Source organism: Pseudomonas sp. LBUM1645, from assembly GCF_059716185.1.
This window is the reverse complement of sequence record NZ_CP166811.1, coordinates 6,566,216-6,589,624: the sequence shown is the minus strand read 5'-3', so window position 1 is coordinate 6,589,624 and position 23,409 is coordinate 6,566,216. Positions and strand designations below refer to the sequence as shown.

At 59.3% G+C, this 23,409-nt stretch carries 22 protein-coding genes; 11 read left to right on the top strand and 11 right to left on the bottom strand.

The features are described from left to right. Window positions 1-285 precede the first annotated feature (285 nt). Entirely contained in the window at window positions 286-1,389 is a 1,104-nt protein-coding gene (gene gbdR, locus ACA079_RS30045) for a choline metabolism transcriptional regulator GbdR (RefSeq protein ID WP_415758812.1), read from the top strand. A 105-nt stretch (window positions 1,390-1,494) separates the two neighbouring features. On the opposite strand, the gene ACA079_RS30040 is transcribed toward gbdR, so the two are convergent. The 6 genes from ACA079_RS30040 to choX form a co-directional block, all read right to left on the bottom strand. Next, complete coding sequence (locus ACA079_RS30040) at window positions 1,495-1,758, bottom strand: hypothetical protein (RefSeq protein WP_149416450.1); 264 nt, start codon at window positions 1,756-1,758, stop codon at window positions 1,495-1,497. 386 nt (window positions 1,759-2,144) lie between these two features. Next, on the bottom strand, window positions 2,145-3,308 hold the full coding sequence (locus ACA079_RS30035) for a gamma-butyrobetaine dioxygenase (protein ID WP_497701886.1): 1,164 nt from the start codon (window positions 3,306-3,308) through the stop codon (window positions 2,145-2,147). 14 nt (window positions 3,309-3,322) lie between these two features. Beyond that, on the bottom strand, window positions 3,323-3,799 hold the full coding sequence (locus ACA079_RS30030; RefSeq protein WP_497701885.1) for a thioesterase family protein: 477 nt from the start codon (window positions 3,797-3,799) through the stop codon (window positions 3,323-3,325). A 124-nt stretch (window positions 3,800-3,923) separates the two neighbouring features. Next, window positions 3,924-4,889, bottom strand: coding sequence for an L-carnitine dehydrogenase (locus ACA079_RS30025; RefSeq protein WP_019580670.1), 966 nt, complete (start codon window positions 4,887-4,889; stop codon window positions 3,924-3,926). Between the two features lie 143 nt (window positions 4,890-5,032). Beyond that, entirely contained in the window at window positions 5,033-5,920 is an 888-nt protein-coding gene (gene cdhC / locus ACA079_RS30020; RefSeq protein WP_140674841.1) for a 3-dehydrocarnitine:acetyl-CoA trimethylamine transferase CdhC, read from the bottom strand. Between the two features lie 73 nt (window positions 5,921-5,993). Beyond that, window positions 5,994-6,938 (bottom strand): choline ABC transporter substrate-binding protein, encoded by a 945-nt coding sequence (gene choX / locus ACA079_RS30015; RefSeq protein ID WP_497701884.1) that lies wholly within the window; start codon window positions 6,936-6,938, stop codon window positions 5,994-5,996. Between the two features lie 209 nt (window positions 6,939-7,147). Between choX and ACA079_RS30010 the strand changes: the two genes are divergently transcribed. Next, window positions 7,148-8,092 carry a GlxA family transcriptional regulator gene (locus tag ACA079_RS30010; RefSeq protein ID WP_497701883.1) on the top strand — a complete coding sequence of 315 codons (945 nt, stop codon included), beginning with the start codon at window positions 7,148-7,150 and terminating at the stop codon, window positions 8,090-8,092. A gap of 123 nt (window positions 8,093-8,215) precedes the next feature. On the opposite strand, the gene ACA079_RS30005 is transcribed toward ACA079_RS30010, so the two are convergent. The 4 genes from ACA079_RS30005 to ACA079_RS29990 all read right to left on the bottom strand — a co-directional run bounded on the left by ACA079_RS30005 (window position 8,216) and on the right by ACA079_RS29990 (window position 9,839). After that, complete coding sequence (locus ACA079_RS30005) at window positions 8,216-8,632, bottom strand: DUF3010 family protein (protein WP_497701882.1); 417 nt, start codon at window positions 8,630-8,632, stop codon at window positions 8,216-8,218. A 32-nt stretch (window positions 8,633-8,664) separates the two neighbouring features. Then, the gene (locus ACA079_RS30000; RefSeq protein ID WP_497701881.1) at window positions 8,665-8,988 is read right to left on the bottom strand and encodes a helix-turn-helix domain-containing protein; all 324 of its coding nucleotides are present in this window, start codon (window positions 8,986-8,988) and stop codon (window positions 8,665-8,667) included. Beyond that, window positions 8,972-9,226 carry a type II toxin-antitoxin system RelE family toxin gene (locus ACA079_RS29995; protein WP_218538403.1) on the bottom strand — a complete coding sequence of 85 codons (255 nt, stop codon included), beginning with the start codon at window positions 9,224-9,226 and terminating at the stop codon, window positions 8,972-8,974. Before ACA079_RS29995 ends, ACA079_RS30000 begins: the two co-directional genes overlap by 17 nt. 211 nt (window positions 9,227-9,437) lie before the next feature. Next, window positions 9,438-9,839 (bottom strand): lysozyme inhibitor LprI family protein, encoded by a 402-nt coding sequence (locus tag ACA079_RS29990; RefSeq protein WP_497701880.1) that lies wholly within the window; start codon window positions 9,837-9,839, stop codon window positions 9,438-9,440. Between the two features lie 235 nt (window positions 9,840-10,074). On the opposite strand from ACA079_RS29990, the gene ACA079_RS29985 reads away from it, so the two are divergent. The 8 genes from ACA079_RS29985 (at window position 10,075) to ACA079_RS29950 (ending at window position 19,834) form a co-directional block, all read left to right on the top strand. Then, on the top strand, window positions 10,075-11,052 hold the full coding sequence (locus ACA079_RS29985; RefSeq protein WP_008033250.1) for a dipeptidase: 978 nt from the start codon (window positions 10,075-10,077) through the stop codon (window positions 11,050-11,052). Between the two features lie 78 nt (window positions 11,053-11,130). Next, window positions 11,131-11,661 (top strand): DUF5943 domain-containing protein, encoded by a 531-nt coding sequence (locus ACA079_RS29980; protein ID WP_008033249.1) that lies wholly within the window; start codon window positions 11,131-11,133, stop codon window positions 11,659-11,661. A gap of 15 nt (window positions 11,662-11,676) precedes the next feature. Further along, window positions 11,677-13,737, top strand: a complete 2,061-nt coding sequence (gene dgcA / locus ACA079_RS29975; protein WP_415758822.1) for a dimethylglycine demethylation protein DgcA — start codon at window positions 11,677-11,679, stop codon at window positions 13,735-13,737. 175 nt (window positions 13,738-13,912) lie between these two features. After that, the gene (dgcB, locus tag ACA079_RS29970) at window positions 13,913-15,862 is read left to right on the top strand and encodes a dimethylglycine demethylation protein DgcB (RefSeq protein ID WP_415771895.1); all 1,950 of its coding nucleotides are present in this window, start codon (window positions 13,913-13,915) and stop codon (window positions 15,860-15,862) included. Next, window positions 15,862-17,082 (top strand): electron transfer flavoprotein subunit alpha, encoded by a 1,221-nt coding sequence (gene etfA / locus ACA079_RS29965; protein ID WP_497701879.1) that lies wholly within the window; start codon window positions 15,862-15,864, stop codon window positions 17,080-17,082. The genes dgcB and etfA overlap by 1 nt, the downstream gene beginning before the upstream one ends. A gap of 15 nt (window positions 17,083-17,097) precedes the next feature. Continuing rightward, window positions 17,098-17,868, top strand: coding sequence for an electron transfer flavoprotein subunit beta (gene etfB, locus ACA079_RS29960; protein WP_033060746.1), 771 nt, complete (start codon window positions 17,098-17,100; stop codon window positions 17,866-17,868). 120 nt (window positions 17,869-17,988) lie between these two features. After that, a complete protein-coding gene (locus ACA079_RS29955; RefSeq protein ID WP_497701878.1) occupies window positions 17,989-18,555 on the top strand; it encodes a GNAT family N-acetyltransferase in 567 nt (188 codons plus the stop codon). A 79-nt stretch (window positions 18,556-18,634) separates the two neighbouring features. Beyond that, a complete protein-coding gene (locus ACA079_RS29950) occupies window positions 18,635-19,834 on the top strand; it encodes a retropepsin-like aspartic protease (RefSeq protein ID WP_497701877.1) in 1,200 nt (399 codons plus the stop codon). Between the two features lie 800 nt (window positions 19,835-20,634). On the opposite strand, the gene gbca is transcribed toward ACA079_RS29950, so the two are convergent. Beyond that, complete coding sequence (gbca, locus tag ACA079_RS29945; protein ID WP_497701876.1) at window positions 20,635-21,930, bottom strand: glycine betaine monooxygenase oxygenase subunit; 1,296 nt, start codon at window positions 21,928-21,930, stop codon at window positions 20,635-20,637. A 283-nt stretch (window positions 21,931-22,213) separates the two neighbouring features. Here gbca and gbcB point away from each other — a divergent pair, with 283 nt between their 5' ends. Further along, on the top strand, window positions 22,214-23,314 hold the full coding sequence (gbcB, locus tag ACA079_RS29940; protein ID WP_497701875.1) for a glycine betaine monooxygenase reductase subunit: 1,101 nt from the start codon (window positions 22,214-22,216) through the stop codon (window positions 23,312-23,314). The last annotated feature ends 95 nt before the right edge of the window (window positions 23,315-23,409 follow it).

Here is a 23,409-nt window from a genome sequence, read left to right as displayed (position 1 = left end):
TCTCCCTCAGGTCGCTGTAGCCCTGTTCCCACAAGTGCTACCGATTTGCTCACGCCCTTCGGGGCAGAGCGCCTCCCGCCGATAATGGCACTTATATCCCACACTCTCTGCGAGTCATATTTAGACACATTCCGACGTCGTTTTCAGGAGTTATTGAACGGCCATTCAACTTTAGGCATGGCATTTGCTCTGTCATTACAAAGCCCGTCTCCCACGCGAGAACGATGGCAATAACAAGAGCCTCCGCCTGAGGCCATCACCCGCTTTGTGTGAGGAGATACCGCGATGACGACGTTCAACTCCGGGGCCCAACCCCAGAACCGTGCGCCTCAATCCATCGGCTTTTTGCTGCTGGACAATTTCACGCTTATTTCTCTGGCCTCCGCAGTAGAACCCCTGCGCATGGCCAACCAATTGTCCGGTCGTGAGCTGTATCGCTGGACCACGATCACAGTCGACGGTGGTCAGGTCTGGGCCAGTGACGGTCTGCAGATCACCCCCGACTGCTCCATGCACAAAGCACCTGCCATGGACACCATCATTGTCTGCGGCGGTATCGGCATCCAGCGCACTGTTACCCGTGAACACGTTTCGTGGCTGCAAAGCCAGGCGCGTCAGTCGCGCCGTCTCGGTGCGGTCTGCACCGGCAGCTGGGCCCTGGCGTGCGCCGGCCTGCTGGACGGTTTTGATTGCAGCGTGCACTGGGAATGCCTGGCCTCGATGCAGGAAGCCTTCCCGCGTGTGGCCATGAGTACGCGTCTGTTCACCCTCGACCGTAACCGTTTCACCAGCTCCGGTGGCACCGCGCCGCTGGACATGATGCTGCACCTGATCAGCCGCGATCACGGTCGTGAACTGTCCGCTGCGATTTCGGAGATGTTTGTCTACGAACGCATCCGCAACGAACAGGATCACCAGCGTGTGCCGCTCAAGCACATGCTCGGCACCAACCAGCCTAAGTTGCAGGAAATCGTTGCGCTGATGGAGGCCAATCTCGAAGAGCCGATCGACCTCGACGAACTGGCGGTGTACGTCGCCGTGTCGCGTCGTCAGCTGGAGCGGCTGTTCCAGAAATACCTGCACTGCTCGCCATCGCGTTACTACCTGAAACTGCGCTTGATTCGCGCCCGGCAGCTGCTCAAGCAAACGCCGATGTCGATCATCGAAGTGGCATCGGTGTGTGGCTTCGTGTCTACGCCGCACTTCTCCAAGTGCTACCGCGAATACTTCGGCATTCCGCCGCGTGACGAACGCGTAGGTTCCAACACCACGCAACAAGTGGCGATGATGCCGCTGCCGCAAGCACTGGTGTTGTCACCGTTGTCCGGGCCTTTGTCGGCGTTGAGTCAGGCGCGCAATGAGTCGACGTTTGCCAGCGTAAGGCTCTAAACAGGGTTGGCTTCATCGCGAGCAAGCTCGCTCCCACATTGACCGAGTTCTCTCAGGGGAATGAACGGTCAACTGTGGGAGCGGGCTTGCCCGCGATTGGGTCTATCAGGCGCTACGGCTCTGTTGATATTCAGCCAACGCGGGCAGCAATTGCCTATCAATGGCCTGGCGCACGGCCGGCAGGATGGTCGCACTGCTGGTGTACATCTGCTTGACCATCGTGCGCAGTTCCGTTGCCCGTTCGTTGTTCAAACCCCGTACCGCGCATTCGCAGGCCTGCTCTGCTGTTGCGCCAGGGGGCACTGCAAATCCCAACGCCTTGAGCTGGCCCAACAGGTCTTCCTGGTCAATCAAATCGGCGTACATCATGACGCAATCCTTCTTCAGGGAACGGTGTCGTGGCTCGATTCTCGTAGGGGTACGGAGTGGCGGCAAGGACGATTTGTCGCAATGGCCGCAATACCTATGAACAGGTCGTTTTCGGCTAACTTGCGCAGGAGGAGAGTGGGCACACTGGAGTCAGCTGGCTTCACGAAGGTTTGGTCACCCTCGCGCAACGGCTCCTCAACAGTACCCACCTCTGCCCCGATCCTGTCACGGCTTGATCGGGGTTTTTTTTGCCTGTGAATCAGGGAGATATGGTGTATGGACTGGCGCCATCGCGAGCAAGCTCGCTCCCACATTCAACCGCATTCCTCTGAGAGAACTCGGTCAACTGTGGGAGCGAGCTTGCTCGCGATGAACGATGACGCGGTCTAGCGTTGCAGCACCAATATCCGCGACAACAATTCATCGCGGTCGACATAGCAACCCTGGAAGTGCCGGGCGCCGGTGGCGGGGTCGAAGGCGTTGCGGGCGTGGAGGGTTCGGCGGTTGTCGAAGCACCACATTTCGCCGGGATTCAGCCGCGTCATCACGCGGAATCGCGTTTCCCGGGTCATCGCAATAAAGCGGCGGTAGGCGTGATAGAGAGCGGGCATCTGCTCGACCGACGTATCGAACGGACCACGCAGAAAATTCGCCATGCGGATTTCCGAAACCTGCCCCAAGGCATCCAGCGCGATGATCGGCGCGAGGCGGCGGTAGTCGCTGTGGCGGTCTTTGTTGCGGAACTCCACAGGGATTTCGCAAAGGCTTTTGAACGCCTCGGGATCTTCATCGCGCAAGGCTTCGGCAATGGCAAAGCCGTCGACGAAAATACTCTCGCCACCCTCGGCGTCATTCACCAGGCAATGCAGAAATTGCAGCCCCGGTTGTAACTCCCGGGTTGGCAGGTCGCTGTGCAGTGGCAGGTTGAAAGCGGTGTAGGCATTGCTGTCGGCATCGGCCTTGGATTGCACGTTGAACAACACGCCAAAATTGCTCTCGCGGATGAAGGAAATCCGCTGGGCGATCAGTTTCAACGAGCCCGGCTCAGTGGGCACACCGCGCACCTGGGTCAGGCCGATATCGCGCACGGCCAGCAGCCATTGCAGCAAGGCGTCGTTGTCGTTCATCAACGACTGGTATTCGAACACCGGCAGCGTCAGGTTGCTGTTCCAGAGCTGGCTTTTGGGCTTGGCGGCCCGACGTTCAGCGCGGGACTCATCGTCGTAGGCGTGGGCGCGTAACCAGCCAGGATCGAAGCGGCTGAGATGGCCGTCCTGCCAATCGACACGCAGGCAGCCTTCGGCATCAATGCTGACGTCCGAGGGCTTCAGGTTTTCCGCGACGTCGACGATTTCCAGCACTTGCTCGCGGGTCACGGTGTAGACGCACTGCGGGCACGGACAGTTGTCCCGCAACCACTGATGATGAAACGGACTGACACGGTCATCGGCCCACTTCACTTGAATTCGGTCCGCCAGGGTGTGTACGGCGGTCAACGCGCTGATCAACGGGTAGGTGCGGAAGTCGGCAAAAGCGGCGGCGGTGTTCAATGGCGATCTCCTTGTTATTTTTTAGGGGGTAACGCGATCACTCGGCCAATGTAGTTGGGGGCGGGAAAGTCGGTTTGCTCGGCGACGATGGCTTGCAGCTTGCTCAAGGTGTCTTCGCTGAACGGTGCGGAGCGCGGCCCGGCGAGGTCGACGTGCAGCAGCATTTGCTCGTTGCCCGCCAATTCCTTCTCATCACCCACTAGATGCAGGCTGTGATAGAGGTGCAGGCGTTTGCTGTCGTGACCGATGATTTGGGTGTGCACTTCGACGTCGGCGTCGAGCTTCACTTCGTGCAGGTAATTGAGGTGCAGTTCGAGGGTGAACAGCGAGTTGCCGCTGGCTTCGCGGTTGTTGCTGTCCATGCCCAGACGATCCATCAGCGCGTCGGTGGCGTAGCTGAAGATGAGCAGGTAGAAGGCGTCGCGCAGGTGGCCGTTGTAGTCGACCCAGTCGGGGATGATTTTGGTTTGGTAGGTGGTGAGGGTGGGCATGATGAGGGATCCGAATGGTGTGGTGACTGGATGGCCGCCATCGCGAGCAAGCTCGCTCCCACAAGGGCGGTGCAAAACCTGTGGGAGCGAGCTTGCTCGCGATGGGGCCGGTCCTGCTGGCTTATTATTCGCTGAAGGCCATCCCATGCTTCTCTTTGGTGGTTTTCACCGCCTCCAGCACCGCCAGCAAGCAATCATCACGATAGCGCTCCAGCGCCGAAATGCTGTGCGTGCCCAACTGATCACTGGTGCCATCCACCACATCATCAATCAACTTGTCCGTCAGCTCCGGCGCCGGCAGATACGTCCACGGCAACTGCAACGCCGGCCCGAATTGCGCCATGAAGTGCCGCATGCCCGCATCGCCACCCGCCAGGGTGTACGTCAAGAACGTGCCCATGAACGACCAGCGCAGACCCGCGCCAAAGCGAATCGCATCGTCGATTTCACCGGTGGTCGCCACACCGTCGTTGACCAGGTGCAGCGCTTCACGCCACAGCGCTTCGAGCAAGCGGTCGGCGATAAAACCGGGTACTTCCTTGCGCACATGCAGCGGACGCATGCCCAAGGATTCGTAGACTTTCATTGCCGCTTGAACAGCTTCCGGCGCGGTGTTTTTGCCGCCAACCACTTCCACCAGCGGCAGCAGGTAAACCGGGTTGAACGGGTGCCCGACGACGCAGCGTTCCGGGTGTGTCGAACTCTCGTAGAACTCGCTCGGCAACAGGCCGGAAGTACTGGAACCGATCAAGGCATTGGGCTTGGCCGCCGCGCTGATTTTGCTGTGCAGTTCCAGTTTCAGGTCCAGACGCTCAGGGGCGCTTTCCTGAATGAAATCCGCGTCGCGAACGCATTCTTCAATGGTGGCGACAAAGCGCAGTCGATCCTGCGATGCACCCGGCGCAAGGCCCTGTTTCTCCAACGCGCCCCAGGCATTGGCGACGCGTTTGCGCAACGCGGCTTCGGCACCGGGCGCCGGGTCCCAGGCCACCACGTCGAGGCCGTGGGCGAGGGCGCGGGACACCCAACCGCTGCCGATGACACCGCTGCCCAGGGCTGCGAAGGTTTTGATTTCAGTGATAAAGCTCATGGCGACGTCCTAAAGAGGTTCAGTGAACCCCTGTGGGAGCGAGCTTGCTCGCGATGGCGGTATTCCTGTCGCAGAAAATGCGCTGGATGTACTGGCGTCATCGCGAGCAAGCTCGCTCCCACAGGGTGAAAAGTTGTTAGTGATTAACCGCGCTTGGTCAGGCCCATTTTTGCCCGGCCTTCAGCCGGTGTCAGAACACGGGCGCCGAGACGGCTGAGGATTTCCGAGGCGCGTTCGACCAGTTGGCCGTTGGTCGCCAGTACGCCCTTGTCCAGCCAGATGTTGTCTTCCAGACCGACCCGCACGTTGCCGCCCAGCAGCACGGCTTGCGCAGCCATCGGCATTTGCATGCGACCGATGCCGAAACCGGCCCAGACCGCATTGGCGGGCAGGTTGTCGACCATGGCTTTCATGGTGGTAGTGTCGGCCGGCGCGCCCCACGGGATGCCCAGGCAGAGTTGGAACAGCGGGTCGTCGAGCAACCCTTCCTTGATCATCTGCTTGGCGAACCACAGGTGGCCGGTGTCGAAAATTTCCAGCTCGGCCTTCACGCCCAGCTCTTGAATGCGTTTGGCGCCAGCGCGCAGTTGGGCTGGGGTGGATACGTAAATGGTGTCGCCGTCGCCGAAGTTCAGGGTGCCGCAATCGAGGGTGCAGATTTCCGGCAGCAGTTCTTCAACGTGGGCCAGACGGGTCAGCGGGCCGACCAGGTCGGTGTTCGGGCCGAACTCCATCGGGTTCTCGCCAGCGCCGATTTCCAGGTCGCCGCCCATGCCGGCGGTGAGGTTGACGATGATGTCGACGTCCGCCTCGCGGATGCGCTCCATCACTTCGCGATACAGCGCGACATCACGGCTGAATTTGCCGGTTTCGGGGTTACGAACGTGGCAGTGGACTACGGTGGCGCCGGCCTTGGCGGCTTCCACGGCGGCAGCGGCGATTTGTTTCGGGGTGACCGGCACGTGTGGGCTCTTGCTGGTCGTGTCGCCAGCACCGGTGAGTGCGCAGGTGATGATGACGTCGTGGTTCATGAGGCGGTTCCTTACAGGCGTGATTAGTCGATTCGCAGCCCGGTCGGGCTGCGAGTCGGTGGTTCAATCGGGTTTATTTGGTGGTCAGTTGCAGGTTTTCAGCAGCGGGTTTGCCATCGAAGGTGGTCACGCCTTCGAGCCAGCGTTGCTTGTCTTGTGGGTGATCTTTCAGCCATTGCTTGGCCGACTCGAAAGCGTCCTTGTGATCCAGCAGAGGCTGCATCATCCGGCTCTCGTCTTCGGCGGTGTAGGTCAGGTTGCTCAGCAACTTGCCGATGTTCGGGCATTGCTCGGCGTATTTCGGCGCGGTGACGGTCCAGACGGTGGCCATGCCTTCGTTCGGGCCCAGAGCGTCTTCGCTGCCAGTGAGGTAGGTCATCTGCACGTTGACGTTCATCGGATGCGGCGCCCAGCCGAAGAACACCACGGCCTCTTTGCGTCGCACGGCGCGATCTACCGCCGCGAGCATGCCGGCCTCACTGGACTCGACCAACTGGAACTTGCCGAGGCCAAACTGGTTCTTGGCGATCATCGCCTTGATCTGGGTATTGGCGCCCGAGCCTGGCTCGATGCCGTAAATCTTGCCGCCCAGTTCCTTTTCAAACTTGGCGATGTCGGCGAAGGTTTTCAGGCCCTTGTCGGCGAGGTAAGTCGGTACCGCGAGGGTGGCGCGGGCGTCTTTCAGGCTTGGTGCCTCAAGCACCTTGACCTGATTGGCCGCGACGAACGGGGTGATGGTCTGGGTCATCAGCGGGTTCCAGTAGCCCAGGAACAAGTCCAGGCGCTGGTCGCGGATCCCGGCAAAGATGATTTGCTGGGAAGCGCTGGTTTGTTTGGTGTTGTAGCCGAGGCCATCGAGCAGGACTTGGGTCATGGCACTGGTCGCGATCACGTCGGTCCAGTTCACGACGCCCATGCGCACGTTCTGGCATGAAGCAGGTTCGGCCGCCATGACGCTGGCGCTCAAAAAAGCGGTACCGCTGAGTGCAAGAACACAGCTGCTGATCAGTCGTTTCATCTCAGGTTCCTCGGCAGGTCGTTATTGTGGGTCCGGGCGTCTTCGTGCGCCGGTGATGCCAAGTTACGCAGCTTGAGGCCCGCTAAAGCGCACTGCGGCGACCAGCTCTTGCACTGCAGCGACCTGCGCTCTTGAATGCCTCTCGCAAGTGGCGTATCAACGTCCACACGCTTCCCGCCCTCTCGTTACCTGCCAGTCGAGTGCGCTCCATGTCCCAGGATTTCTACTTCTTGTTGATGCCGGGTTTCTCGGCCATCGGTTTCATCTCGGCCATCGAGCCGCTGCGGGTTGCCAATCGCTTTCGTGGCGAGCTCTACCGCTGGCATGTGCTCAGCGCCGACGGCGGGGCGGTGCTGGCCAGCAACGGCATGTCGGTCAACGCCGATGCGGCGCTGGAGCCGCTGAAAAAAGGAGCGACCTTATTGGTGATCGCGGGCTTCGAACCGCTGAAATTCGCCACGCCCGCGCTGGAACACTGGCTGCGCCGCCTGGACAACGAAGGCGTGACCCTCGGCGCTATCGACACCGGCAGTTTCGTCCTCGCCGAAGCCGGCCTGCTCGACGGCCATCGCCTGACCCTGCACTGGGAAGCCATTGACGCGTTCAAGGAGTCCTATCCACAGCTCAGCGTCACCCAGGAGCTGTTCGAGATCGACCGCCGACGCATTACCTCCGCCGGTGGCACTGCGTCCATCGACCTGATGCTCGACCTCATCAGCCAGGCCCACGGCCCGGAACTGGCGATCCAGGTCAGCGAGCAGTTCGTACTCGGCCGCATCCGCCCGCGCAAAGACCACCAACGCATGGAAGTTGCCACGCGTTATGGCATCAGCAACAAGAAACTGGTGCATGTGATTGGGGAGATGGAGCAGCACAGCGAACCGCCGCTGAGTACGCTGGAATTGGCCGAATCGATCAAGGTGACCCGGCGGCAACTGGAGCGATTGTTTCGGTTGCACCTGAATGACACGCCGAGCAATTTCTACCTGCGCTTGCGGCTGGAGAAGGCCCGACAACTGTTGCGGCAGACGGACATGAGCGTGTTGGAAGTGAGTATCGCGTGTGGGTTTGAATCGCCGTCGTATTTCACCCGAAGCTATCGGGCAAAATTTGCCCGGTGCCCGCGGGAAGACCGGCGTACTGCGAAAGCATGAACAGCAGAGAACCCTGTGGGAGCGAGCTTGCTCGCGATGAGGCCAGTACATTCAACATTGATGTCGGCTGATCCACCGCTATCGCGAGCAAGCTCGCTCCCACAGTTCTGATTTGCTGCAGTCTTACTTCTTCATCAGGGCGGAACACGCGGCCTTGTAAGCCTCATGCTGATACTTGTTTAGCGTCCCCGGCAGCGCAAAGTCGAACTTCTTGTTCTGCGCATTGATGGTCTGTGGCGACAGCAGCGTGACCTCGCAATTTTCCAGCAACTGGAAAACGCCTTCGATCTTGAACGTGGTCGGCCCACCGGCGAACTCGCCTTTCTTGCTGCGCTTCTTGATCGCGATCCGATCGATGGAGTTCTCGCGCACAAACGACGCCACCTGAGCGGCAAAGACTTTGACGTTCGCGGCTTCGTCGTCATCGTCGAGGGCGATTTTCTTGGTGCTCAGCGCGACGTGGCTCAGCACTTGATCGTCGAGGGAGGCCACGGCGATGATCGCTTCGCTGCCTTTGATTTCGATGCCGCAGATTTTCATTTGCATTCCTTAACTGGCTGATGGCGTGCAGCTTACAGCTCAAGCTGATCGGCGTTGATGCCAAAAGCCGCGGCAATTTTCTCACGGGTCGCCTTGCGAGGCTTGGCGACGGTCTCCTGCTGGGCAAAGGCCGGTTGGGAGATACCCATGCGTTTGGCCACTTCATCCTGAGTAAGGTTCAGATGTTCGCGCCAGGCGCGAATTGGCGTTGCGCCGTCGACGATACGGCTGACCACCTCATGAGGGATCAGATCGGGCTCTATTTTTTGCGCCACGTATTGCGCGTATGGAATAACCACGAAGGCGGGGTTTCCGTCAGCGTCATTAATAATTTGAACGTCAGTAGGTGCGCTCATCGCGTTTTTTGACCTCTTGAATACTGATCACTTTAATTGCGCCATCCCAGTCGAACATGATCCGATAATTGCCGACTCGCAGCCGGTAGGCGTAATCATGACCAACCAGTGCTTTGACGTTGCCCACATCAGGCATGTCAGCCAGCACCGTGATGGCATCACGAACCTGGATCTGATGGGCGGAATGCAATTTCAGAAGCTGCTTAACGGCTTTTCGAGTCCAGTGGATGCTGTTCATGGAGAATATAAGTCTTTTATAAGATTTGCGAATCTTTACTTATATTTTCCGGGTCGCAAACAAACGAACCGTGTCGGCATGTTGCCCGACTGAAGCGGTCGTTTATTGAGCTAAGGGCGGTTGTAGGCGAGATGAATACTGCTTGCGGGAAAGGTCATTTCTTGCGGTTAGAAAGCTGGCGACAGCACCAGCTTCCGACGGACGATAAGGTTCACTCCTGCCCAATCGACTCCAAAAACTCCGACCGCTCATCACTCATCCGCGCCACGCAATCATTCTGCGCAATCGTGAACGCCTTGCTACCGGTCGTCGCCGGAAACGCCTCAACCGCGCAATCCGCATCCCGGGTCTTCAGCCATTGCTGCTGAGAGGCCTTGAGCTTGGCGGTGATGTCGGTCAGTTGCGCCGGGTTCTTGCCGTAGAGCGTTTGCATGCGCTCGGTCAGGCTGTTGTAGTTTTCTTTCAGCAGGTCTTCGGCGGTGGTTCTGCTGTAGACCGAGCATTCCAGGGTCTGGACTTCGTTTTCGACTTTGTCGCAGGGGTTATCGTCGGACTCTTCAGCCGCGTGTACACCGGTCGCTATCAGTGCCAAAGCCAGGAAGATCGATTTCATTGCGTCGCCGCCCCTTATTCAGTGAAACATCCAGTAATGGCGCGAATTCTGGCCCATGCGCAGGCCCTTGAACAGGTGCCCCATGACGTCCTGCGACGACCCTTTGTCGCGGATTGACGCTTTCGGCAAACCCCCTGTCGTTTTTGCACCCGGCTGCCCCCTCCCTCAGGCATATGCTGGCCCCAAAGCGCCGGCACACGATTCGGCGCATGAATCGCTAATAGGGGACAGCCTGATGAGCCCAGCCGAATTACACGCCGACAGCATCGTTATCGACGGTCTGATTATTGCCAAATGGAACCGTGAGCTGTTCGAAGACATGCGCAAGGGCGGTCTGACCGCGGCCAACTGCACCGTGTCGGTGTGGGAGGGCTTCCAGGCCACCGTCAACAACATCGCCGCCAGCCAGAAGCTGATCCGCGAAAACAGCGACCTGGTGATTCCAGTGCGCACCACCGCCGATATCCGCAAGGCCAAAGAGCAGGGCAAGACCGGCATCCTGTTCGGCTTCCAGAATGCTCACGCCTTTGAAGACCAGATCGGCTACGTCGAGGTGTTCAAGCAGCTGGGCGTCGGTATCGTGCAGATGTGCTACAACACCCAAAACCTGGTCGGTACCGGTTGCTACGAGCGTGATGGCGGCCTGTCGGGTTTCGGTCGTGAAATCGTTGCCGAGATGAACCGTGTCGGCGTCATGTGCGACCTGTCCCACGTAGGTTCGAAAACCTCCGAAGAAGTCATCCTCGAATCCAAGAAACCGGTCTGCTACTCCCATTGCCTGCCGTCGGGTCTGAAAATTCACCCGCGCAACAAATCCGATGAAGAACTGAAATTCATCGCCGATCACGGCGGTTTCGTCGGCGTGACCATGTTTGCGCCATTCCTGGCCAAGGGCATCGATTCGACCATCGACGATTACGCCGAAGCCATCGAATACACCATGAATATCGTCGGCGAAGACGCCATCGGTATCGGCACCGACTTCACCCAGGGCCATGGCCAGGACTTCTTCGAATACCTGACCCATGACAAGGGCTATGCCCGCCGCCTGACCAGCTTCGGCAAGATCATCAACCCGCTGGGCATCCGCACCGTCGGCGAGTTCCCGAACCTGACCGAAACCCTGCTCAAGCGAGGCCATTCCGAGCGCGTGGTCCGCAAGATCATGGGCGAGAACTGGGTCAACGTCCTCAAGGACGTCTGGGGCGAGTAAGCCACAGCACCTCTGAATCCTTTCCCCCGGCCGTCCGCGCCGGGGGCAACACCAAAAATTTTCTGGAGTTAAGTTTCCATGGCCAAGATCGCCCCGCAATTGCCAATCGAAGTCGACAGCGAAACCGGTGTCTGGACCTCCGACGCCCTGCCAATGCTGTATGTGCCGCGTCATTTCTTCGTCAACAACCACATGGGCATCGAGGAAGTACTGGGCGCCGACGCCTACGCCGAAATCCTCTACAAGGCCGGCTACAAATCCGCCTGGCACTGGTGTGAAAAAGAAGCTGAATGCCACGGTCTGGAAGGGGTTGCGGTGTTCGAGCACTACATGAAGCGCCTGTCGCAGCGCGGCTGGGGCCTGTTCAAGATCCAGGACATCGACCTCGACAAAGGCACTGCCAGCGTCAAGCTCGAACACTCGGCGTTCGTCTACGTGTACGGCAAGGTCGGGCGCAAGGTCGACTACATGTTCACTGGCTGGTTTGCCGGTGCCATGGACCAGATTCTGCAAGCCCGCGGCAGCAAGATCCGCACCGTTGCCGAACAGGTTTACGGTGGCTCCGAAGAAGGCCACGACGACGGCCTGTTCACCGTCAAGCCGTTGTAAGTCGAGGAACCCGCCATGGCTTTCGAAGCAATGTTCCAGCCGATCCAGATCGGCAAACTGACCATCCGCAACCGCGTGCTCAGCACCGCGCACGCTGAGGTCTATGCCACCGACGGCGGCATGACCACCGACCGGTACGTCAAGTATTACGAAGAGAAAGCCAAGGGCGGGATCGGCCTGGCGATTTGTGGCGGTTCCTCCAGCGTGGCCATCGACAGCCCGCAAGGCTGGTGGAAGTCGGTCAACCTGGCCGACGACCGGATCATTCCGCACTTCCAGAACCTGGCCGATGCCATGCACAAGCATGGCGCCAAGATCATGATCCAGATTACCCACATGGGTCGTCGTTCCCGTTGGGACGGCGAGCATTGGCCAACCCTGCTGTCGCCGTCGGGCATCCGTGAGCCGGTGCACCGCGCGACCTGCAAAACCATCGAGCCGGAAGAAATCTGGCGGGTGATCGGCAACTACGCCAGCGCCGCGGCACGGGCCAAGGCCGGTGGCCTGGATGGCGTCGAGTTGTCCGCTGTGCACCAGCACATGATCGACCAGTTCTGGAGCCCGCGAGTCAACAAACGTACCGACGAGTGGGGCGGCAGCTTCGAGAACCGCATGCGTTTTGGCCTGGAAGTGATCAAGGCTGTGCGGGCTGAAGTCGGCCCGGATTTCTGCGTCGGCATCCGTCTGTGCGGTGACGAGTTCCACCCGGACGGCTTGTCCCACGAGGACATGAAGCAGATCGCCAAGTACTACGACGACACCGGCATGATCGACTTCATTGGCGTGGTAGGTTCGGGTTGCGACACCCACAACACCCTGGCCAACGTTATTCCGAACATGAGTTATCCACCGGAGCCATTCCTGCACTTGGCCGCCGGTATCAAAGAAGTGGTCAAGGCCCCGGTTTTGCACGCGCAGAACATCAAGGACCCGAACCAGGCAACGCGGATTCTGGAAGGCGGCTACGTCGACATGGTCGGCATGACCCGCGCCCACATCGCCGACCCGCACCTGATCGCCAAGATCAAAATGGGTCAGGTCGACCAGATCAAACAATGCGTCGGCGCCAACTACTGCATCGACCGTCAGTACCAGGGCCTGGACGTGTTGTGCATCCAGAACGCTGCGACCTCCCGTGAATACATGGGCGTGCCGCACATCATCGAGAAATCGACCGGTGTGAAGCGCAAAGTTGTGGTGGTCGGTGCCGGCCCTGCGGGGATGGAAGCTGCGCGTGTGTCGGCCGAACGTGGCCACGACGTGACCCTGTTCGAGAAGAAAGAATTCATCGGTGGCCAGATCACGACTGCCTCGAAAGCCCCGCAACGGGACCAGATCGCCGGTATCACCCGTTGGTTCCAACTGGAATTGGCGCGTTTGAAAGTCGATCTGCGCCTGGGCGTGGCGGCCGACGCGGCAACCATTCTCGACCTGCGTCCGGACGTGGTAGTACTCGCCGTCGGCGGCCATCCATTCCTGGAGCAGAACGAACATTGGGGCGCGGCTGAAGGCCTGGTCGTCAGCAGCTGGGACATCCTCGACGGCAAGGTTGCACCAGGCAAGAACGTGCTGGTCTACGACACCATTTGCGAGTTCACCGGGATGTCGACCGCCGACTTCCTCGCCGACAAGGGCAGCCAGGTCGAGATCGTCACCGACGACATCAAACCGGGCGTAGCGATTGGCGGCACCTCGTTCCCGACGTACTACCGCAGCATGTACCCGAAAGAAGTGATCATGACCGGGGACATGATGCTGGAGAAGGTCTACCGCGAAGGCGACAAGCTGGTGGCGGTGCTGGAAAACGAATACACCGGCGCCAAAGAGGAGCGGGTGGTGGACCAGGTCGTCGTCGAAAACGGCGTGCGTCCGGACGAAGAAATCTACTACGCCATGAAGGAAGGCTCGCGCAACAAAGGCCAGATGGACATCGAAGCCTTGTTCGCGATCAAGCCGCAGCCTTCGCTGAGCCAACCGGGCGACGGCTACTTGCTGTTCCGCATCGGCGACTGCGTGGCGCAGCGCAACACCCACGCGGCGATCTACGACGCGCTGCGGTTGTGCAAGGATTTCTAAGAGCTTGTGGATAACCCGTAGGAGCAAGGCTTGCCCGCGATAGCGTTGGAACATCCGATGCATCTTTGGCGGTAGAAACACCGCCATCGCGAGCAAGCTCTGCTCCTACAGGGATTCGAGCAAGGCATCCAGGTAGTTTGGCCTGCAAGACCCTGCGGTCTTTGGGAGCTCCACCATGTTGAACACCCTTCTTCCAATCCTGTTGTTCGCAGCCCTGGGCCTCGCTGTCCTCGGCGCGTTGCGGCGGGTGGCTATGTGGCGCCAGGGCCGGGCTTCGAAAGTCGACCTGATCGGCGGCCTGTTCGCCATGCCTAAACGCTACATGGTCGATTTGCACCATGTGGTCGCGCGGGACAAATACATCGCCAATACTCACGTCGCCACGGCTGGCGGTGCGGTGGCGTCGATTGTGCTGGCGATCCTGGTTCACGGTTTCGGCCTGCACAATCGCATTCTCGGTGTTGCCCTGTTGATTGCCTCGGCGGTGATGTTCGTCGGTGCGATTTTCATGTTCCTGCGTCGTCGCAACCCACCGGCTCGCCTTTCCAAAGGGCCGTGGATGCGCCTGCCGAAAAGCCTGTTGGCATTCTCGGCGAGTTTCTTCCTCCTGACCCTGCCGGTCGCCGGCATCCTCCCGGAAAACTTCGGCGGTTGGGTGGTGGCTGCGATCCTCGGCGTCGGTGTGCTGTGGGGCGTTAGCGAACTGTTCTTCGGCATGACCTGGGGCGGGCCGATGAAGCACGCCTTCGCCGGTGCATTGCACCTGGCCTGGCACCGTCGCGCCGAGCGTTTTGGCGGCGGCCGTTCCACCGGTTTGAAACCGCTGGACCTGAACGATCCAAACGCGCCACTGGGCGTGGAAAAACCCAAGGATTTCACCTGGAACCAACTGCTCGGTTTCGACGCCTGCGTGCAGTGCGGTAAATGCGAAGCCGCGTGCCCGGCGTTCGCCGCCGGCCAGCCGCTGAACCCGAAAAAACTGATCCAGGACATGGTGGTCGGCCTCGCTGGCGGCACCGATGCCAAGTTCGCCGGCAGTCCGTATCCGGGCAAGGCCATCGGCGAACACGCCGGCAACCCGCATCAACCGATCGTCAACGGTCTGGTGGACGCTGAAACCTTGTGGTCCTGCACCACCTGCCGCGCCTGCGTCGAGGAATGCCCGATGATGATCGAGCACGTCGATGCCATCGTCGACATGCGCCGTCACCTGACCCTGGAAAAAGGCGCGACCCCGAACAAGGGTGCCGAAGTCCTGGAAAACCTGATCGCCACCGACAACCCTGGCGGTTTCGCACCGGGCGGGCGGATGAACTGGGCAGCGGACTTGAACCTCAATCTGATGAGCGAGAAGAAGTCGGTCGACGTGCTGTTCTGGGTCGGCGACGGTGCCTTCGACATGCGCAACCAGCGCACCTTGCGCGCCTTCGTCAAAGTGCTGAAAGCGGCCAAGGTCGACTTCGCGGTATTGGGTCTTGAAGAGCGCGACAGCGGTGACGTGGCCCGACGTCTGGGCGACGAAGCCACCTTCCAATTGTTGGCCAAACGCAACATCCAGACCCTGGCCAAATACAGCTTCAACCGCATCGTCACCTGCGACCCGCACAGCTTCCACGTGCTGAAAAACGAGTACGGCGCCTTCGACGGCAACTACCTCGTGCAGCACCACAGTACCTACATGGCCGAGATCATCGGCGCAGGCGCCCTGAACCTCGGTCAGCACAAAGGCAGCAGCGTGACTTATCACGATCCGTGCTACCTCGGCCGCTACAACGGCGAATACGAGGCACCGCGTGAAGTACTGCGCGCCCTGGGGATCGAGATCAAGGAAATGCAACGCTCAGGTTTCCGCTCGCGCTGCTGCGGTGGTGGCGGCGGTGCGCCGATCACCGACATTCCGGGCAAGCAACGGATCCCCGACATGCGCATGGAAGACATCCGCGAAACCGGCGCCGAACTGGTGGCCGTGGGTTGTCCACAGTGCACCGCGATGCTCGAAGGCGTGGTCGAACCCCGGCCGCTGATCAAGGACATCGCCGAACTGGTGGCGGACGCGTTGCTCGAAGACGCTGCCCCGAGCAAGCCGACCAAACCGGCCCAACGTGAACCTGCGGAGGCCCACTGATGAGCGACATTATCCGCCGCGACCCACGCGCCGAATGGATCGCCCGCAACCGTCTGCACCCGCTGCATGCGGCCATGCAACCGGCGCAACACAGCTGGATGGGGCCTAATGGCGTCATCCGCAAGAATCCCCATGGCATCGGTTTTATCGGTCCCAATGGCATCAAACGGATCGACCGCAGCGGCGCTCAACAGGGCGGGGCGAGCAAACGCTCGGCCGCCGTTGAAGTGCAATTGCCGCTGCATCAAGTCCCGCAACCGGCGTTTTACATCAGCGTGGTACCGGACATGGTCGGCGGCCGCTTGAGCAGCCACGACCGTGACTTGCTCGGCCTGGCTCATCAGTTGGCCGGCAAAGATGGCGCGGTATTGGCCGTGGTCTTCGGTGAACATAAAGAAAACGCCTTCACCACCGCTGGCGTTGATCGCTTGCTGGTGCTGGAAGGCGACGAGTTCAGCGGTTATGCACCGGAACAACGGGTCCAGGGTCTGCGGGCTGTGGATAACCAGTTCAGCCCGCGTCACTGGTTGCTGCCGGACAGCCGCAGCGGCGGCGGTGAATTGGGTCGACGCTTTGCCGCCGCGCTGGGCGAACGCCCGGCCACGCGGGTCTGGCAGGTCAAGGATCAGGAATGCATCGGTCGCGCCGGCGCCGGTTTGCAAGACCTTGCGCGCCCGGTGGCACGCTTGATTCTGGCCGCCGTCGAATGCGCCGAACCGGTCAGCGAAACCCGTCACGAAGCCTTGCCGGTGGAGTTATCCACAGCGGTTGCCCGCAGTCTCTCGCGCATCGAGGATTTGGGCGCGGTGGCGGTCGATCCGGCGGCGATTCCGATGGCCGAAGCCGAGTTCATCTTCTCCGGCGGCAACGGGGTCAAGGACTGGGGACTTTTCCACAGGACCGCCGAAGCGTTGGGCGCTACCGAAGGCGCGTCCCGTGTGGCGGTGGACGATGGCTTCATGGCGCGCGACCGCCAAGTCGGCGCGTCCGGCACCTGGGTCACCGCGCGGGTTTACGTGGCGGTGGGGATTTCCGGGGCGATCCAGCACCTGCAAGGCATCGGTGCCTGCGACAAGGTGGTGGCGATCAACCTCGATCCTGGCTGCGACATGATCAAACGGGCCGACCTGTCGGTGATCGGTGAGAGCGCCGAGATTCTTCAAGCCTTGATCGATGCGGTAGAGGCTTACCGCAATGAAGCCAAGCGCGATGCGGCTTAAGGAAAGGAAAGGGTTATGAGCACGAAAATCATCAGCCTGGTGTCCATCGGCGCCCACCCGACCTCCGGCCGGCCACGTCGCGCGGAGCAGGATGCGCGGGCGGTGGAGCTGGGCCTGCAACTCGCTGGGGATAACTTGCAAGTGCTGCATGCCGGCGACGTCGCGGAACCGGCGTTGCGTGCGTATCTGGGCATGGGCCTGGAACAGTTGCATGTGCTTGAACAGCCGGAAGGTGCCGATGCACTGCCGGCATTGACCGCGTATTTGCGTGACGCCGGGGCTCAGGTCGTGCTGACCGGCAGCCAGGCGGAAACCGGTGAAGGCTCGGGCATGTTGCCGTTCCTGCTGGCGGAAAATCTGGGCTGGCCACTGGTAGTCGGGCTGGCTCAAGTTGAATCCATCGACGGTAATTCAGCGCTGGTGCTGCAAGCTTTGCCGCGTGGTCAGCGCCGTCGCTTGAAAGTACGGCTGCCGTTTCTCGCAACTGTGGATAACGCCGCGCCGAAGCCTCGGCAGAGCGCTTACGGCCCGGCCCGACGCGGGGTGTTGCAGGCGGATGAAGTCGAAGTGATCGACGATGAACTGCTGGCGGTCGCCACCCTGCAACCGGCCAAGCCACGGCCTAAACGCTTAAAGGTGATCAAGGCCAAGAGCGGCGCAGACCGGATGAAAGCCGCGACGGCCAAGGCCAGCGGTGGAGGCGGACAAGTGCTTAAAGGGTTGAGTGCCGAGGCGGGGGCCGAGGCGATTCTCAAGTTACTGATCGAAGAAGGCGTGGTCCGCTAACTCAATTCACCGCTATCCATTGTGGGAGCGAGCTTGCTCGCGATGGCGGTGTAACAGTCAACATAAATGCTAAATGAAAGACCGCTATCGCGAGCAAGCTCGCTCCCACAAGGAAAAATTATGGCAGTTGAGTTTCGTTCGGCCCTGCGCGCGGATGCGCGGGAGATTGCTCGTTTGTTTCAGATTTCATCAGAAGGCGCTGCGGATTACATCTGGAGCCAACTGGCGCAGCCCGGTCAGGATTTACTGGACGTGGGCGCCAGTCGTTACGCCCGTGACGACGTAGATTTTTCTTATCAGAACTGCCTCATCGCCGAGGCTGATGGAAACGTCATTGGCATGTTGCACAGCTACGTGATGCGTCACGATCCGCTGGCGCCTCCAGTGACCGATCCGGTTCTGGCGCCGTACGCCAAGATGGAAATCCCCGACACACTCTACATTTCCAGCCTGGCGCTTCATGAAGGCTGGCGAAACCAGGGCCTGGGCAAGCAATTCCTCGCCTACGCTTACGACCGTGCCAACCAGCTGGGGCTCAACGGTTTGAGCCTGATCGACTATGCCGTGAACACCGGCGCCCGTCGGTTTTACGAGCGACATGGGTTTCGTGTCGTCGATACCTGCCAGATCACTCCCCATCCGATGATTCGGGTCACGGGTGAGGCCTACCTGATGTATCGGCCCTAGTGAGCTACATTTCACTATGAGCTGCTCAGGGTTGCCGCAGCGCTAGTTCATAAAACTCGTTTTCAAGAATGGGTTGAACATGAGGGCGGTCAGTCGGCGTGAGACATGTCTGATCGGCGGCGTGAATTTAAAGTCGTCTCTGGTGCTGCTTGCATTTTTTATGTGTGCAGCAACAGGTTCGATGGCTGATACCCGGCCGGCAGCACCGGATTTCTACACATGGTTAGAGTCCGAACAGGGACAAAAAGCGTCCTTGGTGCAGCTGAAACAGCAGTGCGACAAGGTGTTGGATGCTGAAAAAAACCTGAATTGTTCAGTGTCCGTTTTCGCCCGAATGTTCGAGGCCAAAACCGCAAACCAGATCCCCGAATACTATCTGGCGATCAAGCATCGTCATGCTCAGGCAATCGCTAATGATCCTGAACTCAACGCAATGTTTTCCATGTTCGGCAGCGAATCCCTCGCGACACTCAGATCGCTCGCCGATTTCTCTGTGAAAAGAACGACACGGCACGAAGTGCTCGCGATTCATCCCTATGCCAGTGGCGGTCACGCGACTGACGAGGTGCTGCCCTACCTCGATGTCAAAGCGGCCAATGGTGTCTCGTCGCGCTTCATTCTGGACACCGGCGCCCCGCAAACCCGGGTCAACCACGAAACCGCGAAGCTGATGGGAATCAGGCTATTACCCGACTCTCACTACGGCTACAGCACGTTTTATGGTGAACGTGACCTGTCTGCCAAACTCGGGATCTTTGAGTCTTTAAAGATAGGCTCAAGCGAGTTCAGAAACGTCCTGGTGTTTGTCAGCGACCGGGAGAACTTACTGGGGCTCGATTTACTCGGTAAGTTGGGGCGTTTGAAGGTCACCAAAAAAAACCTGGAGGTTAACGCCGAACCTCCCGCGCGATGCGATTCGCGAATTACCTATGCGCGCATCGACATCAATCAAAGACTGACCATTGCCGCACGCCTGGATCGTCGGGCCACGCCGGCGATTATCGACACCGGCAATGTTGATTACCTGACGTCCTCCTCGCCGGGCAACTCACCCATTCATGTCACCGACACGCCGCGTTCCCAAACCTTCAAGGGGGAATTGAGCCTGTCGGGCCATATCCAATCGATCACCTACGACTACTACCCGGACTTTACGATTCCTCCGTCGTTGTTGCTGGGTGAGTACGTGCCTTCGCTTTTGCTTGGGTGGGGTGCATTCAATGACTATGAGTTGAATCTGGATATCGACTCGGGCTGGTCGTGTTTCAACAGGACCTGATCGCGGTTACCCACAATCCCTGTTAGCGCTTCTGTGGATAACATGTTCGCCCTTTGCTACACCCCATACAAATCAAGCCCTGCAACCCTTCGTACAAAAAACAACCAGCCTAACTTGCGGTTTTTTCAGGCTTTTTCCAGAGGATAACTTTGTACGCGAACCAATACTTGCCCCCAATCTCTGTTAGCGCATCTGTGGATAAGATGTTCGCTGTCCGCTACAGGCCATATGAACCGGGCTTATCAGGCTGCTGATCAAAAAACGATCAAATCATCGTTTTAAGGTGATAAACCTCGCGCAAACCCCGATTTATCGCGGCTTCCAACGGTTTTCCACAGATCCGCCAAAGTTGCCCCCAAAGTCTGTTGGCGCTTCTGTGGATAAGGTGTTCGCCATCCTCTGCAATCCATGTATTCCGTGACTTACATGGTTTCGATCAAAAAACAACCAATCACTGCTCAAAACCCTGCTTCTGGATAAGTCACGGATTTTCTTCGCTTTCTGTGGAAAAAGTTTTCACTGAATCCACACTTGTCCCCATTAGCTGTGGGCGAAGGTGTGGATAAGTTGTTTGCTGAAGGCTGGGAACCACGCTGCATATAGTCCTGAACGCAATAGATCATATTTCGTACAGTTCTAAGGTGTGGAGGGAATAGTCGAGGGAGGGGATGAAAGGTAGACCGCCATCGTCGGAACGCCGCCCGGAGCAAGCTCGCTCCCACAGTTGGCCGAGTCGTTCACAAAATGCGTGTACGCCTCAAACCACTGTGGGAGCGAGCTTGCTCGCGATGCTTTTGCTTTTAGCCTTGAACCGGAACCCCTTTGAGGTAAGCCGCAGGTTCCGCGCCCAGGTTGTTCAGCAAACGCTCGCTGTACCAGTCCACGAAGTTCACCACGCCAAATTCATAGGTCTTGGAGTAAGGGCCTGGCTGGTAAGCGGTGGAGTTGATGCCGCGCTGGTTCTCTTCGGCCAGGCGACGGTCCTGGTCGTTGGTCGCATCCCAGACCTTGCGCATGCGTTCCACGTCGTAGTCCACGCCTTCGACCGCATCCTTGTGCACGATCCACTTGGTAGTGACCATGGTTTCCTGGGCGCTGATCGGCCACACGGTGAACACGATGATGTGGTCGCCCATGCAGTGGTTCCAGGAGTGCGGCAGGTGCAGGATGCGCATCGAGCCCAGGTCCGGGTTTTTGATCCGGCCCATGAGTTTGGCGCAGCCTTGTTTTCCGTCCAGGGTCATCGACACGGTGCCCTTGAGCAGCGGCATACGCACGATGCGGTTACGCAGGCCGAAGCTGGCGTGGGCGTAAGGAATCTTTTCGGCGTCCCAGGCAGCGGCGGAGGCGGCGACATGGTCCTTGAAGGCCTGGTCGGCGCGCGGGTCGGTGACGTCGTCCCATTCCAGCAGGGTTTTCAACAGTTCCGGGTGCGCCGCGTTGCAGTGGTAGCACTCGCGGTTGTTTTCCAGCACCAGTTTCCAGTTGGCTTTTTCGAACAAGGTGGTCTGGATCGCCACCTTGGTGTTCTCCATGTCGTACGGTTCCATGTAATGGGTCAGCGTCGACAGGAAGTCATCAATGGCCGGCGGGTTCTCCGACAGGCTGATGAAGATGTAGCCGCCGGCGGTCTTCACGTTCACCGGCTTGAGGCCGTACTCCTTCATGTCGAAGTCGGCGCCCATCTCGGTGCCGGCGAACAGCAGGCGACCGTCCAGTTCGTAGGTCCACTGGTGGTAGTGGCAAACCAGCTTGGCGACCTTGCCTTTTTCGCTGGTGCACAGCCGCGAACCGCGGTGACGGCAGACGTTGTGGAACGCATGCACCACGCCTTCGGCGCCGCGAATCACGATGATCGGGTTTTTGCCGACTTGCAGGGTCAGGTAGTTGCCCTTGGTCGGGATCTCGCAGGTCATGCCGGCGATCAACCACTCTTTCTGGAAGATTTCCTGCATGTCGATATCAAACAGCCGCTCGTCAGAGTAAAACGGCTGCGGCAGCGAGAAAGTGCGTTCGCGCTCTTGCAGCATTTGCGCGGTGGCCTTGCGTGCGGGTTCCAGCGGATCGCCCAGGCTGATTTTTGCGGTGACGTCCATCGATTTGATCCTCAAGGCCATTCTGTGTGGCCGGCGAAAGTGGCTAATCAGGTTTGCTACGCAAGGTGTAAAGATTGTGTCTTGGTATGGAGCGAGTGTGGGGCCGCTGTTGCCCGGAACCTTATCCATGGGCGACATGGCCCAATCTGTTCCCGACGCGCAACCCCCGGTAGTTGCAGGCTGGTCGCGATAAGTATGTGAATGTCGCAGATAGGTAAATGGGTGGTTCGCACGTTACGCAGAATCGCCAACATAAGGCCGACCATCGGCGGTGGAGAACAGCATGTCCAACAGCTTCCTGAATCCGGTAACCACCCAGACCTGGGCCAATGGTCGACACATCGTCCGTTGCGTCAAAGTCATCCAGGAAACCTGGGATGTGCGCACCTTCTGCTTTATGGCCGACCAGCCGATCCTGTTCTTCTTTAAGCCGGGGCAGTTTGTCACCCTGGAGCTGGAAATCGAAGGCGTGCCGATCATGCGCTCCTACACCATTTCCAGTTCGCCGTCGGTGCCTTACAGCTTTTCGGTGACCATCAAGCGTGTGCCGGGCGGCAAAGTCTCCAACTGGCTGCACGACACCCTGCACGAAGGCCAGGAGCTGGCGGTGCACGGGCCGGTCGGGTTGTTCAACGCCATGGACTTCACTGCGCCGAAGGTGTTGTACCTCAGCGGCGGCGTCGGTATTACGCCAGTCATGTCGATGGCTCGCTGGTTCTACGACACCAACGGCAACGTCGACATGGTGTTTATCCACAGCGCCCGTTCGCCCAAAGACATCATTTACCACCGCGAGCTGGAACACATGGCGTCGCGGATCGATAACTTCAGCCTGCACCTGATCTGCGAGAAGCATGGTCTGGGCGAGCCGTGGGCCGGTTATCGCGGTTACCTGAACCACAAGATGCTCGAACTGATGGCGCCGGACTTCATGGAGCGCGAAGTGTTCTGCTGCGGCCCGACGCCGTATATGACCGCGGTCAAGCGCATGCTGGAAGCGGTTGGTTTCGACATGTCGCGTTATCACGAGGAATCGTTCGGTGCTACACCACCGGAAGCCCGTGCCGATGCGGTAGAGCAAGCCGAAATCGCCGCAGACGCACCGGACATCGACGTGGCGGACCTGCACCAGGTGGAATTCACCGCGTCCGGGAAAAGCATTCGTGTGGCGCCGGGTGAAACCGTTCATGCCGCCGCTGCGAAGTTGGGGCTGTTGATTCCGAAGGCTTGCGGGATGGGGATCTGCGGCACGTGCAAGGTGATGAAGCTTGGCGGCGAGGTCGAAATGGACCACAACGGCGGGATCACCGAGGAAGACGAAGCGGAAGGGTTCATTCTTTCGTGCTGCAGCGTGCCGAAGGGGGATGTGCGCATCGAGTTTTGATGGTTGCACAATAACCCTGTAGGAGCTGTCGAGTGAAACGAGGCTGCGATCTTTTGACCTTGAATTTTGAAGTCAAAAGATCGCAGCCTCGTTTC